The 16,049-nt window shown below is 72.3% G+C and carries 16 protein-coding genes; all 16 read left to right on the top strand.

Translation table 11 applies throughout. The annotated features are described in order from the left end of the window. Window positions 1-54: 54 nt before the first annotated feature. The 16 genes from mscL (at window position 55) to DSM112329_RS13120 (ending at window position 15,983) form a co-directional block, all read left to right on the top strand. Entirely contained in the window at window positions 55-444 is a 390-nt protein-coding gene (gene mscL, locus DSM112329_RS13195; RefSeq protein WP_354702285.1) for a large conductance mechanosensitive channel protein MscL, read from the top strand. A gap of 57 nt (window positions 445-501) precedes the next feature. Continuing rightward, entirely contained in the window at window positions 502-1,452 is a 951-nt protein-coding gene (locus DSM112329_RS13190) for a ribonuclease Z (RefSeq protein WP_354702284.1), read from the top strand. Window positions 1,453-1,458: 6 nt separating this feature from the next. Continuing rightward, the gene (locus DSM112329_RS13185; protein ID WP_354702283.1) at window positions 1,459-1,896 is read left to right on the top strand and encodes a PASTA domain-containing protein; all 438 of its coding nucleotides are present in this window, start codon (window positions 1,459-1,461) and stop codon (window positions 1,894-1,896) included. Between the two features lie 335 nt (window positions 1,897-2,231). Then, entirely contained in the window at window positions 2,232-2,780 is a 549-nt protein-coding gene (gene pyrR, locus DSM112329_RS13180; protein WP_354702282.1) for a bifunctional pyr operon transcriptional regulator/uracil phosphoribosyltransferase PyrR, read from the top strand. Beyond that, window positions 2,777-3,733, top strand: a complete 957-nt coding sequence (locus tag DSM112329_RS13175; protein WP_354702281.1) for an aspartate carbamoyltransferase catalytic subunit — start codon at window positions 2,777-2,779, stop codon at window positions 3,731-3,733. Before pyrR ends, DSM112329_RS13175 begins: the two co-directional genes overlap by 4 nt. A gap of 19 nt (window positions 3,734-3,752) precedes the next feature. Beyond that, window positions 3,753-5,108, top strand: coding sequence for a dihydroorotase (locus tag DSM112329_RS13170; RefSeq protein ID WP_354702280.1), 1,356 nt, complete (start codon window positions 3,753-3,755; stop codon window positions 5,106-5,108). Then, window positions 5,105-6,232, top strand: coding sequence for a glutamine-hydrolyzing carbamoyl-phosphate synthase small subunit (gene carA, locus DSM112329_RS13165; protein ID WP_354702279.1), 1,128 nt, complete (start codon window positions 5,105-5,107; stop codon window positions 6,230-6,232). The genes DSM112329_RS13170 and carA overlap by 4 nt, the downstream gene beginning before the upstream one ends. A 3-nt stretch (window positions 6,233-6,235) precedes the next feature. Beyond that, a complete protein-coding gene (gene carB / locus DSM112329_RS13160) occupies window positions 6,236-9,394 on the top strand; it encodes a carbamoyl-phosphate synthase large subunit (protein WP_354702278.1) in 3,159 nt (1,052 codons plus the stop codon). After that, window positions 9,391-10,194, top strand: a complete 804-nt coding sequence (locus tag DSM112329_RS13155; protein WP_354702277.1) for a dihydroorotate dehydrogenase electron transfer subunit — start codon at window positions 9,391-9,393, stop codon at window positions 10,192-10,194. The genes carB and DSM112329_RS13155 overlap by 4 nt, the downstream gene beginning before the upstream one ends. 1 nt (window position 10,195) lies before the next feature. Continuing rightward, the gene (locus DSM112329_RS13150) at window positions 10,196-11,104 is read left to right on the top strand and encodes a dihydroorotate dehydrogenase (RefSeq protein WP_354702276.1); all 909 of its coding nucleotides are present in this window, start codon (window positions 10,196-10,198) and stop codon (window positions 11,102-11,104) included. Next, window positions 11,104-11,613 (top strand): integration host factor, actinobacterial type, encoded by a 510-nt coding sequence (gene mihF / locus DSM112329_RS13145; protein WP_354702275.1) that lies wholly within the window; start codon window positions 11,104-11,106, stop codon window positions 11,611-11,613. Before DSM112329_RS13150 ends, mihF begins: the two co-directional genes overlap by 1 nt. A gap of 68 nt (window positions 11,614-11,681) precedes the next feature. Beyond that, window positions 11,682-12,251 carry a guanylate kinase gene (gene gmk / locus DSM112329_RS13140; protein ID WP_354702274.1) on the top strand — a complete coding sequence of 190 codons (570 nt, stop codon included), beginning with the start codon at window positions 11,682-11,684 and terminating at the stop codon, window positions 12,249-12,251. A 40-nt stretch (window positions 12,252-12,291) separates the two neighbouring features. Further along, window positions 12,292-12,519, top strand: a complete 228-nt coding sequence (rpoZ, locus tag DSM112329_RS13135) for a DNA-directed RNA polymerase subunit omega (protein ID WP_354702273.1) — start codon at window positions 12,292-12,294, stop codon at window positions 12,517-12,519. 25 nt (window positions 12,520-12,544) lie between these two features. Further along, window positions 12,545-13,843, top strand: coding sequence for a bifunctional phosphopantothenoylcysteine decarboxylase/phosphopantothenate--cysteine ligase CoaBC (coaBC, locus tag DSM112329_RS13130; protein ID WP_354702272.1), 1,299 nt, complete (start codon window positions 12,545-12,547; stop codon window positions 13,841-13,843). Continuing rightward, entirely contained in the window at window positions 13,843-14,808 is a 966-nt protein-coding gene (locus DSM112329_RS13125) for an AAA family ATPase (protein WP_354702271.1), read from the top strand. Before coaBC ends, DSM112329_RS13125 begins: the two co-directional genes overlap by 1 nt. 47 nt (window positions 14,809-14,855) lie before the next feature. Beyond that, window positions 14,856-15,983 carry a DUF58 domain-containing protein gene (locus DSM112329_RS13120; RefSeq protein ID WP_354702270.1) on the top strand — a complete coding sequence of 376 codons (1,128 nt, stop codon included), beginning with the start codon at window positions 14,856-14,858 and terminating at the stop codon, window positions 15,981-15,983. The last annotated feature ends 66 nt before the right edge of the window (window positions 15,984-16,049 follow it).

Here is a 16,049-nt window from a genome sequence, read left to right as displayed (position 1 = left end):
GTCGTGATCCGAGGATTCGTAGGCCCTCCGGGACGGCGGGTAGGGTCAGCCGCCATGAACGACATCCTGAAGGGCTTCAAGGAGTTCCTGCTCCGCGGCAACGTCATCGACCTCGCCGTCGCCGTCATCATCGGCGCCGCTTTCGGCGGGGTGGTCAAGGCGTTCGCCGAGGACTTCGTCGGCGGCATCATCGGCGTCATCGGCGGCTCGCCGGACTTCGGCCGGGCGGGCTTCACGATCAACGACTCCAAGATCATCTACGGGTCGACGCTCACCGCGCTGATCAACTTCGTGATCGTCGCGGCGGTGATCTACTTCGTCCTCGTGCTGCCGCTGAAGCGCATGATGGAGCGCGGCCAGACGCCTGAGGAGAGCCCTGCGCCGACCGACGAGGCCGTCCTGCTTGCCGAGATCCGCGACGAGCTTCGCGCCCGGCGTATCTGAACGGCTCCGCCCGCAGGCGGCGGGAGGGCACGCCCGCCGCTACCCTGCCGCCTGCTGATGGACCTCTCGCTGTTTTTCGCCGGGACCGCCGGATCTGTCCCCACGCCGCGCCGCGGCCTGCCCGCGGTGCTCCTGCGCCGCGGCGGCGATCGCATCCTCTTCGACTGTGGTGAGGGGACCCAGCGTCAGCTCGCCCGGAGCGTCGGCCTGACCGACGTGGACGCGGTCTTCTTCACGCACTACCACGCCGACCACTGGCTCGGGCTGCCCGGGATGCTGAAGTCCTTCGCGCTGCGGGACCGCACCGCGCCGTTGACCCTCTACGGCCCGCCGGGGCTGCGCGACCTCGTCGCCAACCTGAAGTTCGTGCTCGGGACGCTGCCGTTCCCGTTCACGCTGCGCGAGCTCGACGCGGGCGAGGTCGTCGAGTTCGGCGACTACGAGATCAGCAGCTTCAACGTCCGCCACCGCGGCCTGGCCTACGGGTACTGCATCCTCGAGGACGACCGCCCCGGCCGTTTCGACGCCGAGCTCGCCGGCTCGCTGGGGGTCGCTCCCGGCCCTGACTTCGGCCGGCTGCAGCGCGGTGAGACCGTCGGAGACGTGACCCCGGAGCAGGTCATGGGGCCCGGTCGCTACGGCCGCAAGATCGTCCTCAGCGGGGACACCGCACCGTGCGACGGCCTGGCTGCGGCCGCGCACCACGCCGACCTGCTCGTCCACGAGTCGACCTTCCTACGCGAGGACACGGCCCGCGCCGCGCACACGCGCCACTCGACGGCCACCCAGGCCGCCGAGACCGCCAAGGAAGCGGACGTGGGACTGCTGGCCCTGGTGCACCTCTCGGGGCGCTACCCGGGTCGCGCGGTCCTCGACGAGGCGCGCGGGGTCTTCGAGCACACCGTCCTGCCGCGCGACTTCGACAGCATCGACGTGCCGTTCCCGGAGAAGGGCGACCCCGAGCTCGTACGCTGGGAGTCCCCGGCGCGCGTGGCGCCGGCGACCTGATCCGCCGTGCACGACGAACACACCCACATCGATCCGGCCGGTCCCGCCGGCCAGTGGCGCCCTTCGCGGCTGACCGTCGCGCTCGCGGGCGCGGGCGGCTTCCTCGCCGGCGTCCTGCTCGTCGCGGCCCTCGGCGGCACCCCGACCACGACGGTGAGCGAGACGACGACGCAGGCCGTCACGGTCACGGCGCCGGCCCAGACCCTCACGACTCCACCGTCCGACCCGGGGCCGTCCTTCCCGACGGTGCCGGAGCTCGTCGGTGCCCGTCTCGACCAAGCCCAGGACCGTCTGGACGACCTCCAGCTTCGCGCGAGCGTCCTCGGCGGCGGGACGTTCGGCGTCGTCGACGAGACCAACTGGGTCGTGGTCCAGCAGGACCCCCCGTCCGGCACCCGCCTGGCGACGGGAGCCGACGTGGTCCTCCGCATCGAACGAGGCTGACCCAGCTCTTCCGCGGTACCGGAGAGCGACAGCGGCGGCCACGGCCGCCCCTAGCTCCCACGCTGTACCGGAGAGCGAGCGGGGGGACGACCGAGACCCTCCCGCCGCGAAGCAGCGGCCGGAAGGCGGTCGGGCGCCAGGGCGCCATGGCCGCCGAGCAGAGGCCGCCAGGTCCACAAGGGCATTGCGGCGGAAAGCCCTGGGGCCCGACCGCCGAACGACCGCGGCCACCAATCCGAACGAGCAGCAAGGGCAACGAGACCGTCCGACCCCCGCTGATAGGGTCTCCATAAGCCATCCTTTAACCCGGTCCCGTGAGGCCAGGAAGGACGTAGATGACGGACAAAGTGGTCCTCGACCAGGACGACATGCGGCGCACGCTCGTGCGCATCGCACATGAGATCGTCGAGAAGAACGCCGAGCCGCAGCAGCTCGCCGTCGTCGGGATCCATCGCCGCGGAGCGATTCTCGCGCAGCGCCTCGCCGAGCTCCTCGGCGACCTGCTCGAGACGGACGTCGCCCAGGGTGCGCTCGACATCAGCTTCTACCGCGACGACGTCGCACTGCGCCCCGAGCAGCCCGTCGTCCATTCCTCGACCGTCGACTTCCCGCTCGAGGGGCGGACGGTCATCGTCGTCGACGACGTCCTGTACACCGGCCGCACCGTCCGGGCGGCGATCGAGGCCCTCTTCGAGTACGGCCGCCCCGCGCGCGTCCAGCTCGCGGTCCTGGCCGACCGTGGCCACCGCGAGCTGCCGATCCGCCCCGACTACGTGGGCAAGAACCTGCCGACCTCCCGCGAGGAGCGGGTGAACGTCGCGGTCAGGGAGCTCGACGGCGAGGACGGCGTCACCATCACCACCCCGGAAGGCGGGCCGGCATGAAGCACCTGCTGTCGATCGAGGACCTGGACCGCGTCGCCATCGAGCGCATCTGCGAGCGCGCGGCGACCTTCGCGAGCCCGTCCGACCGGGAGATCAAGAAGGTGCCGGCCCTGCGCGGTCACACCGTCCTGAACCTCTTCTACGAAGCCTCGACCCGCACCCGGTCGAGCTTCGAGCTCGCTGCCAAGCGGCTCAGCGCGGACGTCGTGAACTTCGTCGCGAGCGGCTCGAGCGTCGAGAAGGGCGAGTCGCTCAAGGACACCGTCCTGACGCTCAACGCGCACCGGCCGGACGCGATCGTCATCCGCACGCCGTGGGCCGGGTCCGCCGAGCTCGTGGCCGGCTGGACCGACGCCGCGATCGTCAACGCGGGGGACGGCAAGCACGAGCATCCGACACAGGCGCTCCTGGACGTCTACACGCTGCGCCGCCGCGTCGGGGACCTGGCGGGGGCGAAGATCTGGATCGTCGGCGACGTGCTGCACTCGCGGGTCGCCCGCTCGAACATCCTCGCCTTCCAGAAGATGGGCGCCGAGGTCACCGTCTGCGGCCCGCCGACGCTGATCCCGCGCGGCATCGAGGCCATGGGCTGCGAGGTGCGCTACACGCTCGACGACCTGCCGGACGCGGACGTCGTCTACGCCCTGCGGATGCAGCACGAGCGGATGGACCAGGCCTGGATCCCGACCCTGCGCGAGTACGCGGCCGTCTACCAGATCAACGACAAGCGGCTGCTGCCGCGTCAGGTCCTGATGCACCCGGGGCCGGTCAACCGCGGCGTCGAGCTCAGCGGCGGCGTCGTCGACTCCCCGCAGGCCGCGATCCTCGAGCAGGTCCAGGCGGGCGTCGTCGTCCGCATGGCCGTCCTATACGAGGTCCTCGCCGGCGCCCGGGTGGGCGGGGTTCGAGATACCGCGCCGCAGCCCGCCACCCCAGAAGCCCAGCTGGCCTAGCGCCGGAGGACACCGAACCATGAGCCTCATCGACCATCTCGTCCGCGCGCCTGCACCCGCCGCGGACATCCTCATCACAGGCGCGCACGTCCTCGACCCCCGCGAGAGCCTCGACGGCGTCCACGACGTCCTCGTCCGTGGCGGCCAGATTGCCCGGATCGGGGACGCCGGCAGCCTCGAGGCGCCCGACGGCGCCGAGACCATCGACGGCGCCGGCAGGCACCTGTTCCCGGCCTTCGTCGACCCGCACGTGCACCTGCGCGTCCCCGGCCAGGAGCACAAGGAGGACCTCGCGACCGGCACGCGCTCGGCGGCCGCGGGCGGCTACTGCACGGTCGTCGCGATGCCGAACACCACGCCCGTCACCGACTCCACGTCGATCCTCCGCTCGCTGCGCGACGCCGCCCTGCGCGACGCGCGCATCCCGGTCGGGTTCATGCCCGCGATCACCGTCGGCATGATGGGCAAGGAGCTCACCGAGATGGCCGAGCTGCGCGCCCAGGGCGCCCTCGGCTTCACGGACGACGGCAAGCCCGTGCAGTCCGCCGGCATGCTGCGCAAGGCGCTGCAGTACCAGCGCCTCTGCGGCGGCGTGCTCGCCCTGCACGAGGAGGACCCGTCGCTCAGCGGCGCCGGGGCGATGCACGAGGGCGAGGTCAGCGCACAGCTCGGCATCGCCGGCATCCCGTCGATCAGCGAGTCGACCCTGGTCGCCCGCGACTGCGCGATCGCCGGCTACGAAGGGGGCCGCGTCCATATGCAGCACCTCAGCGCGATCGAGTCGGTCGACGCCATCCGCGCCGCGAAAGCGGCCGGCGTGCAGGTCACGTGCGAGGCCAGCCCGCACCACCTCACGCTCACGCACGAGGCGGTCCGGACCATGGACACGCGCATGAAGATGAACCCGCCGCTGCGCACCGAGGCTGACCGCCAGGCGCTCATCGCGGGGCTGAAGGACGGCACCATCGACTGCATCGCGACCGACCACGCGCCGCACGCCCGCGACGAGAAGGAGGTCCCGTTCGAGCAGGCGCCGATGGGGACGACGGGCCTGGAGACCGCGTTCGCCTCCGTCTACACCGACCTCGTCCTGCCCGGCGTCCTGGATCTGGCGCTCGTCGTCGAGAAGCTCACCGTCGGCGGCTCGCTGCTGGACCTGCCCGTGCCGCGCATCAAGGTCGGCGCCCAGGCCCATGTGACGCTGGTCGACCTCGACAGCGAGTGGGTCGTCGGCGAGCACGGCTACGCCTCCCGCTCGGAGAACTGCTGCTTCGCCGGACGCACGCTCAGCGGACGTGTCCTGCTGACCGTCGCCGCCGGGTCCATCGCCCACCGCGACACATCGCTCACCGCCACCTCGGAAGTCACCGTATGAATGCTCCCTCCGCGTACGTCCTCCTCGAGGACGGCACCCGCTTCGACGGCGATGCCTGCGGCGCCGACGCCCACGTCACCGGCGAGGTCGTCTTCACCACCGGCATGTCCGGCTACCAGGAGTCGGTCACCGACCCGTCGTTCGCGGGTCAGCTGCTCGCCTTCTCCTACCCGCACATCGGCAACTACGGCATCAGCGAACGGGCGATGGAGTCTGACCGCATCTGGGCCCGCGGCGTCATCATGCGCGCCGCCGTCAACCGGGAGGACGCCCCCGAGGCCGAGCGCGGCTGGCTCGACTGGCTGCTCGACTGCGGCATCCCGGCGATCACCGGCGTCGACACGCGCCGCCTGGTCCGCCACATCCGTGAAGCCGGCGCCATGCGCGGCGGGATCTTCCCGGCGCGGATCTCCGAGTCCGAGGCCCGCGACCTGATCGCCGCCGAGCCGTCAATGGTCGGCGCGGACTTCGCCAAGGTCGTCACGCCCGAGGCCGCGCACACGCTCGGCTACGGCGGCGACGTCCGCATCGCCGCGATCGACACCGGCATCAAGGGGTCGATCGTCCGACACCTCACCGCCCGCGGCGCGGAGGTCACGCTCTACCCGTGCACCGTCACCGCCGAGGAGCTGCTCGCGACCGACGCGCACGGCTTCTTCCTCGCCAACGGTCCCGGCGACCCCGCCGCCCTCGACTACGTGGTCGACAACGTCCGGCAGCTCATCGGCAAGCGGCCGGTGTGGGGGATCTGCCTCGGCCATCAGCTCCTCTGCCGCGCCGTCGGCCTGGACACCGAGAAGCTGCCGTTCGGCCATCGCGGCGGCAACCACCCGGTCAAGGACCTGCGCACGGGCAAGATCGAGATCACGTCCCAGAACCACGGCTTCGCCGTCAAGGCGCCGGACGGGGGACTGCGGATCGAGGCCGACGAGCCCGTCCGCTGGGAAACCGACTTCGGCGCCGCGGCGCTGACCCACGTGAACCTCTACGACCGGACTGTGGAGGGCCTCCAGCTGCTCGACGTCAACAGCGCGACCGTCCAGTACCACCCCGAGGCCGGGCCCGGTCCGAACGACGCGCTCTACCAGTTCGACCGCTTCCTCGACGCCGTCAGGAGCGCCTGAGACATGCCCCGCAGAGACGACATCAAGAAGATCCTGATTCTGGGCTCCGGCCCGATCGTCATCGGCCAGGCCGCCGAGTTCGACTACTCCGGCGTGCAGGCGTGCAAGGTGCTGCGCGAGGAGGGCTATGAGATCGTCCTCGTGAACTCGAACCCGGCGACGATCATGACCGACCCGGAGTTCGCGGACGCGACCTACGTCGAGCCGCTGCTGCCCGGTCCCGTCCGCCAGGTGATCGCCCGCGAGCGGCCGGACGCGCTGCTGCCGACGCTCGGTGGCCAGACCGCGCTGAACCTCGCCAAGGCGCTGGCCGAGAACGGCACGCTGGAGGAGTTCGGCGTCGAGCTGATCGGCGCGAACTACGACGCGATCAACTGCGCCGAGGACCGCGACCTCTTCGCCCAGGCGATGGCGAAGGCCGGGCTGAAGATGCCCGCGTCGATGATCATCCACAGCCGCGTCGGCGACGGCGCGGACGGCGACCGCCTGCCCGACGAGGACATCGTCCGCCAGATCGCCGAGGCCACGGAGATCGTCGGCCTGCCCGCGATCGTCCGCCCGGCGTTCACGCTCGGCGGCCGCGGCGGCGGCATCGCCCGCACGCCGGAGGAGTTCACGCAGATCGTCCGCCGCGGTCTGGAGGCGTCGCCGATCGGCCAGGTCCTCGTCGACCTGTCCGTCATCGGCTGGGGCGAGTTCGAGCTCGAGGTGATGCGCGACCACAACGACAACGTCGTGATCGTCTGCTCGATCGAGAACATCGACCCGATGGGCGTCCACACGGGGGACAGCGTCACGGTCGCCCCGCAGCAGACCCTGACCGACCACCTGTACCAGCAGCTGCGCGACCAGGCGATCGCCGTCATCCGCGCGGTCGGCGTCGAGACCGGTGGCTCGAACGTGCAGTTCGCGGTCAACCCGGAGACCGAGGAGATCCTCATCATCGAGATGAACCCCCGCGTCTCCCGGTCGTCCGCGCTCGCGTCCAAGGCGACGGGCTTCCCGATCGCGAAGATCGCCGCGCGCCTCGCCGTCGGCTACGCGCTGGACGAGATCACGAACGACATCACCGAGGTCACGCCCGCGTCGTTCGAGCCGACGATCGACTACGTCGTCGTGAAGTGGCCGCGGTTCGCGTTCGAGAAGTTCACGGGCGCGAACTCGGTGCTGTCGACCCACATGAAGAGCGTGGGGGAGGCGATGGCGATGGGCCGCACCTTCGGCCAGGCGTTCGCGAAGGCGATGCGCTCGCGTGAGCTCGACACCGTCCCGCACGTGGAGTCGATGTCGACCGAGGTCCTCGTCGAGTCCCTCGAGCGCCCGTCCAGCGACCGCTACGACATCCTGCTCGAGGCGCTGCGGCGCGGCGTCACGATCGACGAGATCCACGCGCAGACGCACATCGACCTGTGGTTCCTGCGCGAGCTCCAGGACCTCGCGCTGAAGCCGGACGAGGTCTTCGCCGGTCACCGCTCGTTCAAGTCAGTCGACACCTGCGCGGCCGAGTTCCCGGCGTCCACGCCGTACTTCTACTCCGGCTGGGAGCGCGAGCAGTCGCACGAGGTCGAGCGCGGCGACAACGCGTCCGTCGTGATCCTCGGCGCGGGCCCGAACCGCATCGGGCAGGGCATCGAGTTCGACTACTGCTGCGTGCACGCGGCGATGACGGTCCGCGCGTCGGGCCGCGACGCGGTGATGATCAACTGCAACCCGGAGACGGTCTCGACCGACTACGACACGTCCGACCGGCTGTACTTCGAGCCGCTCACGCTGGAGGACGTCCTCGGCGTGCTGGAGGTCGAGCAGCCCGAGGGCGTCATCGTCCAGTTCGGCGGCCAGACGCCGCTGAAGCTCGCGGCGGGCCTGCTCGACGCGGGGATCAACATCCTCGGCACGAGCGTCGACGCGATCGACCTGGCGGAGGACCGGGGCCGCTTCGGCGACCTGCTGGACCGGCTCAGCTTCAAGGCGCCGCCGTACGCGACGGCACACTCGGTGCCGGACGCGCTGAACGCGGCGGACGGGGTCGGCTTCCCGCTCCTGGTCCGTCCGTCCTACGTCCTCGGCGGCCGCGCGATGGAGATCGTCTACTCGCGCGACGGCCTCGCCGACTACCTGGAGCGCCACGCCCCGGCGCCCGGCGTCGACCGCGCCGAGATCTTCCTGGACCGCTTCCTGGAGAACGCGATCGAGGTCGACGTCGACGCGCTCTGCGACGGCACCGACGTGTGGATCGGCGGCATCATGCAGCACGTCGAGGAAGCCGGCATCCACTCCGGCGACAGCGCCTGCGTCCTGCCGCCCCACTCGCTCGGCGAGGCGATGCTCGACAAGATCCGCGAGCACACCCGCGGCATCGCCCTCGGCCTCGGCGTCGTCGGCCTGATGAACGCGCAGTACGCCGTCTACGACGGCGACCTGTACGTCATCGAGGCCAACCCCCGCGCGTCGCGGACCGTCCCGTTCGTGTCGAAGGCGATTGGCGTCCCGCTCGCCAAGATGGCCTGTCGCCTGATGCTCGGCGAGCGGCTCGCGGACCTCGACCTGCCGGTGGATCCGATGGCGGGCTCGCACGTCAGCGTCAAGGAGGCCGTCCTGCCGTTCGACCGCTTCGACGGCTCGGACGCGCTGCTCGGCCCGGAGATGCGCTCGACGGGCGAGGTCATGGGCGTCGCCCGCGACTTCCCGACGGCGTTCGCCAAGGCGCAGGCCGCGGCGGGCTCGCCGTTGCCGTCGTCCGGCACCGTCTTCATCACGGTGACCGACCACGACAAGGCGTCCGCCGTCGCGATCGCGCAGCAGCTGTGCGACCAGGGGTTCAAGGTCGTCGCCACCGCCGGCACGGCTGCCGCGATCGAGCGCATGGGCATCCCGTGCGAGCGCCTGAACAAGATCGCCGAGGGCTCGCCGCACGTCGTCGACTGGATCGAGGAGGGCCGCGTCGACCTCGTCGTCAACACGCCCACCGGGTCGGGCGCGCGGACCGACGGCTGGGAGATCCGCCGGGCTGCGGTCGCCCGCGGGATCCCGTGCCTGACGACGCTCTCCGGCGGCATGGCAGCGGCGCGCGCGATCGCGGCGGCCGGGGGCCGGGAGCCGGAGGTCATCGCCCTCCAGGATCTCCACGGACGGACCCCACCCGCCGAGAAGGCCACGGCGTGACGGTCGCACCCTTCGGCCGCCGGCGCGCGGTGCTCGCCGCGATCCGCAAGGTCGGCTCCTACCACCTGCTGGAGGTCGTCGACCGCCACGGGCCCGACCCCGAGCCCGGGCAGTTCTACATGCTCGCCGCGACCTCCGGCTGGGGGGCGGGGGAGGACGAGCGGCCGTTCCTCCCACGCGCGTTCAGCGCCATGGGCGGCCGGGACGGACGCCTCTGGTTCATGCTCGAGGACATCGGCCCCGGCACGCACCGGCTGGCCCGCCTGCAGAAGGGCGAGCCGCTCTGGGTGACCGGTCCCCTCGGTCACGGCTTCCGAATCGGAACCCCACCCACCCCCGCCCGCAGGCCCATCCTCACGGGCGGCGGGGTCGGCGTCCCGCCGCTGATCTTCCTGTCGCAGGCGCTGGTGGAACAGGGTATCGCCCCGACGCTGCAGTTCGGCTTCCGCGACACGCAGCACGCCGCCATCGCCGCGTCGTTCGACACCGTCCAGATCGCGACCGACGACGGCTCCGTCGGCCACCACGGCCTCGTCACCGAGCTGCTGATCCGCGAGCTCGACGACGACCCGCACGCCACCGTCTACGCCTGCGGCCCGCCCGGCATGCTCGAGGCGATCCGGCGCATCTGCGTCGAGCGCGAGGTCCCTGCCCAGCTCGCCCTGGAGTCCGGCATGGCCTGCGGCTTCGGCGCCTGCTTCGGCTGCGTGGTCCCGCTGGCCGCCGGCGGCTACGCCCGCGTCTGCGTCGACGGCCCGGTCCTCGACGCCACCGCCCTCGACCACGTCCCGGCCCACTGACATGGCGACCACGACCGACACGCCGCCTCCGTCGATCCCGACGACGTTCTGCGGCCTCGACCTCGCCCACCCCGTCGTCAACGGCTCCGGCACCTTCGACGCGATCGCCGCCCAGGCCGTCTTCGGCGACTCCTTCCTCGACCAGTTCCCGTTCGCCGCGTTCGTCTCCAAGACGATCACGCTCGCCGTCCGGGACGGCAACCCGCCGCCGCGGCTGTGGGAGACGCCGAGCGGGATGATCAACTCGATCGGCCTCCCGAACAAGGGCCTGGCGGGGTACCTCGAACACGACCTGCCGAAGCTTGCCGCGCTGCCGGTCCCACTGATCACCAACGTCATGGGCTCGACCGCAGCGGAGCTCTGCGAGCTCGTCGCCGCGTGCGACGCGCAGGACGCGATCCGCGCGATCGAGCTGAACGTGTCGTGCCCGAACGTCAAGACCGGACTGGACATCGGCGCCGACCCGGTGTCGCTGGCCGAGGTCCTGCGCGCCGTCCGCCCGCAGACCACCAAGCCGCTCATCGTGAAGCTCACCCCGAACACCGCCGACGTGGCGCTGGTCGCCGCCGCGGCCGAGGCGGAGGGCGCCGACGCCGTGGCACTCGTCAACACGCTGCGCGCGACCGCTCAGGCGCCCGGCGGCGACGGTCGCCCGTGGCTCGGGGGCGTGACCGGCGGGATGTCCGGCCCTGCGATCCGCGCCGTCGCGCTGGCGCAGGTGACGGCGGTGGCGCAGCGGGTCGCGATCCCGGTCATCGGGATGGGCGGGATCCAGCGCGGTGAGCACGCCGCGCAGTTCCTCCGCGCCGGCGCGACGCTCGTCGCCGTCGGCACCGAGTCGTTCCGCGATCCGGCAGCCGGGACCCGGATCGCCCGCGAGCTGCAGCGTCTGCTGGCGCAGACCGCCTGATGCACGTCCAGAGCGTTGGCTCTGGACAGCGGTGTATCGCGGATAGCCTGCAAATCCGCGAAAAACTGTCAAGTACGGTCGAGAAGCATCAAGCTCGACTCGAGGTCGAGGTGAATTCGGTCGATCGGGCGCCACGCGGACCGCGCACGTTGTATCTTCCGACGCCGATGCCGCTGGCCGCCGATACCCCGTCGAAGCAGACCGCAACACCCGAGCGGTCGCTGAACCAGCGTATGGATGCGCTCGCCCGCGCGAACGCGATTCGCACGCAGCGTGCGCAGCTCAAGCGTGACCTGAAGGCCGGCCGCGTGTCGATCCATCAGCTGCTGATGGACCCGCCGGACTACCTCGAGACGGCGAAGGTCTTCGAGATGCTGCTGGCCGTTCCGAAGTACGGCCGCGTGAAGGCGAACAAGGTGCTGGTCAACTGCCGCATCTCGCCGTCGAAGACGATCGGCGGGCTCTCCGAGCGCCAGCGCGCCGAGCTCGTCACGCTCCTCAAGCGCTGACCGGCTCGATGCCGCAGGCCGCCGGGGCGGACGGTCCGTCTCCCGGCCCAGCTACGCTCCCGGACCCCGTGGCTCGCGTCTTCGTCATCACCGGTCCCAGCGGCGTCGGCAAGGGCACGCTGATCCGCAAGCTGCGCGAGGCGCTTCCCGAGCTCGAGCTCAGCGTCTCGGCCACCACGCGCAGCCCGCGCACCGGCGAGCAGCACGGCGTCGACTACCACTTCCTCGACGCCGACGAGTTCGCCCGCCGCGTCGATGCCGGTGACTTCGTCGAGCACGCCGAGTACTCCGGGCGGCGCTACGGCACCCTCCGCGAGGAGCTCGACCGCCGGACGGACGCCGGGCATCCCGTCGTCCTCGAGATCGAGGTGCAGGGCGCACGCCAGGTCCGCACGGCGATGCCCGAAGCCGTCCAGATCTTCATCGCCCCGCCGTCGACCGACACGCTGCGCGAGCGCCTCACCGGCCGCGGGACCGACGACGACGAGCAGGTCGCGGCCCGCCTGCGGGTGGCGGTCGACGAGATCGCGGCGCAGAACGAGTTCCGCCACAAGGTGATCAACGCAGACCTCGACGCCGCGGTGCGCGAGCTGGTCGACATCGTGCGGGCCGAGACGGCCGCCCAGGCCCACCCGTAGGAGCGGCGGGTTTCCCCCGCACACCGGCTACACTGGACCCGTGATCCAGCCCCGCATCGACAACCTTCTCGAGCACGTCGACTCGAACTACGCCTCCGTGCTCGTGGCCGCCAAGCGCGCCCGGCAGATCAACTCGTACTACCACAACCTCGGTGAGGGGACGTTCGACGAGTTCCCGCCCCCGATGGTCGAGAGCGCGTCGAAGAACTACCTCACGATCGCCCTCGAGGAAGTCGCCCAGGGCAAGATCAAGTACCAGTACCGCTAGGACCCGCGCCGAGCGGGAGGCAGCCGTGGCGCGGATCCTCCTCGGTGTCACGGGCGGGATCGCCGCCTACAAGGGGCTCGAGACCGCCCGCCTCGCCGTCAAGGCGGGGCACGCGGTGCGGGTGGTGCAGACCCCTGAGTCGCAGCGCTTCGTCGGCGCCGCCTCGTTTGCCGCCATCACCGGCGCGCCGGTCCTGACCAGCGAGTTCGAACGCGACCCCGCCCGCGGTGCGTTCCCCGGACAGGAGCCCCCGGCGCACGACCCGGCCAGCCACCTCGCGCTGGTCGAGAACGCCGACGTCCTCCTGATCGCCCCGGCGACGGCGAACACGATCGCCAAGCTCGCACACGGGCTCGCCGACAACCTGCTGACGTCGGCCGCGCTCGCCGCGCGCTGTCCCGTCCTGGTGGCGCCGGCCATGAACGACGCCATGTGGGAGCACGCCGCCACGCGGGCGAACGTCGCGACCCTGGCCGCCCGCGGCGTCACGATCGTGGACCCGGGCGTCGGCGCGCTCGGGACGCTCGGCGAGTGGGGCGTCGGACGGCTCGCGGAGCCCGCCGAGCTGCTCGCCGCCGCCGAGCGCGCGGTGGCCGTCGGGACACCGCCCGTGCCGGACGCGCCGCACCCCGCTGCCCCGGGTCCGTGGGACGGCCGGCGCGTGCTGGTCACTGCCGGCGGGACCCGCGAGCCGATCGACGCCGTCCGCTTCGTCGGCAACCGCTCGAGCGGCCGCATGGGCTTCGCGCTCGCCGCTGCCGCCGCCGATCGCGGCGCCGACGTCACCGTCCTCGCCGCGAACGTCGCGCTCGCCCGCGACCCGCGTGTCCGCTACGTCGACGTCGCCACGGCCGCCCAGCTGCAGGCCGCGTGCCTGCAGGAGTTCCCGGGCTGCCACGTCCTGCTGATGAGCGCGGCCGTCGCCGACTTCCGCCCGATCGACGTCTCGGACATCAAGCTGAAGAAGACCGAACGCACGGAGCTGACGATCACCATGGAGCCCACGGACGACATCCTCACCGCGCTCGCCGGGCAGCGGCGGCCCGGCCAGACACTGGTCGGCTTCGCCGCCGAGACGGGGGACGGCGCCGTCGCCTACGGCCGCGGCAAGCTCACCCGCAAGGGCCTCGACGCGGTGGTGGTCAACGACGTCGCCCAGCCGGGCATCGGGTTCGACACGCCCGACAACGAGGTGACGATCGTCACCGCGACCGGCGACACCCACATCGCGCGCAGCGACAAGGCGCAGATCGCCGCCGCGATCCTCGACACCGTCGACGCGCTCGGGCGCGGCGTCCCGCAGCTCGACCCCACCCCCGCCTGATGGAGGCCGGGGGAGCGGAGCGCGTCTCGGACGACGAGCTCGCAGCCACGGCCGCGCTCGTCGGACGGCTGACGGACTCCGTCAGTGCCGCCGTCGAGCTGCGCGACGGCCTGCTGGACCAGCTGCTCGTCTGCATCGTCGCCGAGGGCCACGTCCTGATCGAGGACCTGCCGGGTGTCGGCAAGACGACGCTGGCCCGCGCGCTCGCGCGGTCCCTCGGGCTGCAGTTCGCCCGCGTGCAGTGCACCGCCGACCTGCTGCCCGCCGACGTCGTCGGCACCAACATCTACAACCGCCGCGAGGAGCGCTTCGAGTTCCGGCCCGGCCCGATCTTCGCGAACGTCGTCCTCGTCGACGAGATCAACCGCGCCTCGCCGAAGACGCAGTCCGGGCTGCTCGAGTGCATGCAGGAGCGGCGCGTCACGGTCGACGTGCACTCGCACGAGCTCGCGCGGCCGTTCGTCGTCCTCGCGACGCAGAACCCGATCGAGTTCGAGGGCACCTACCCGCTGCCCGAGGCCCAGGTCGACCGCTTCATGGCCCGGATCTCGCTCGGCTATCCCGGTCCCGCCGCCGAGGCGGCCATGCTGCGCGCGCACGAGTCCCACGACCGTGTCGACGAGGTCAGCGCGGTCGCCGGGCCGGGTGAGCTCCTCGCCGCCCAGGACGCCGCACGCCGGGTCGTCGCCAGCGACGCGCTGCGCGCATACGTCGTCGCCCTGCTCGGGCAGACACGCGCCGACCCCCGCGTGCACCTCGGCGCCAGCCCCCGCGCCGGACTGATGCTGCTGCGCGCCGCCAAGGCCCGCGCGCTGCTGGCCGGCGAGCGGCACGCCACCATCGACGACGTGCAGGAGCTCGCCGAGATCGTCCTGTCGCACCGCCTGCTGCTCGCGCCCGACGCGATCGACGCGACGTCCGCCGGCGTGGTGGCCGACGCCGTCCGCGCGGTCCCGGCGCTTTGATGGCCGCAGCCCACGCCCCCACTGCGACCGGACGGGGCCGCTGACCCGTGGGCGGCGCACTGCGGCTCGGCGGGCTCGGTGCGGCGCTGACGCTGGTCGCGGCCGCGCTCGACGCCGAGCCGCTGTTCGTCCCCGGCGTGGCACTGCTGCTGATCGCGGCCGGCGCCTGCGGATGGGTATGGGCGGCGGCGCACGGCCTGAGCGTCACCCGCGCCGTCGGCTCGACGACCGTGGTCGAGGGCGCGCCCATCACCGTCCGCACCGAGGTCCGCTCGCCGTGGCTGCTCACCCCGACCGGGACGCTCGACGACGGACTGCTCGGCGAGCCGGTCGCGCTCGAGGGCGGCCGCGACCGGGGAGTGCGGGTGCTGCACGCGACGCCCCGCTTCCCGCGACGCGGCCGCATCGCGCTGCCACCTCCCGAGGTGACGGTCCGCGACCCGTTCGGGCTCGCGGTGCGCACGGTGGCCGGTCACCCGCACGAGCTGCTCGTGCTGCCGGCCATCCATCCTGTGCTGCGCACCGACGGCGGCGGCGACGGGGACGCGATCGGACGGCGCCAGGCGCGCTCGCGGGTGACGGCCGAGGTCGAGCTCGACGGCCTGCGGCCACTGCGATCGGGCACCTCGGCCGCGCGGATCTCGTGGGCGGTCTGGGCGAGGACGGGGGAGATGTACGAGCGTCACCTGCGGCCGGACGGGGACGACCGGCCGATCGTCGTGCTCGACACGCGCACCGCGTCGCCGGGCGCCGGACCCGGTGAGACCACCATCGACGCCGACGAGCAGCTCGACGCGGCAGTTCGCGCGACCGCGTCGCTGTGCGTGTTCCTGGCGGGCCGTGGCGGCTGCTCGCTGCTGCTGCCCGGCGACCGCCAGCCGGTCGCGCTCCAGCCGGGGCTCGGCGGCTGGCCGCGGCAGCACATCCGCCTGGCCCTCGTGCGCGGTGGCGGCACGCCCGCCGCCGGCGCGCTCACCGGCCGCATCGGCGTGATCTTCTACGTCAGCGCCCAGCCGCTGACCGGGACGCCGCGCGTGCTCGCCCACGCGGCCGGGAACGGCCGCGTCCTCGTCGTCCCGGCGGGCATGCCGGGACGGACGCCGACCTTCGAGGTCGCGGGCTGCAGCGGCTACGACCTGGCGCCGCGTGGCGCCGTCCACGGGACGGCGGCCTAGCCGGTCATGGCCACCGCGACCCCGCCGAGGTCCACGAGCCCCGTCGGTCCGCCGCCCCCGGCGCCG

Origin of the sequence: Paraconexibacter sp. AEG42_29 (assembly GCF_040581415.1) — a bacterium.
GTDB lineage: Bacteria > Actinomycetota > Thermoleophilia > Solirubrobacterales > Solirubrobacteraceae > Paraconexibacter.
The sequence above is the reverse complement of the archived record's forward strand: the minus strand, read 5'-3'. Positions and strand labels throughout refer to the sequence as shown.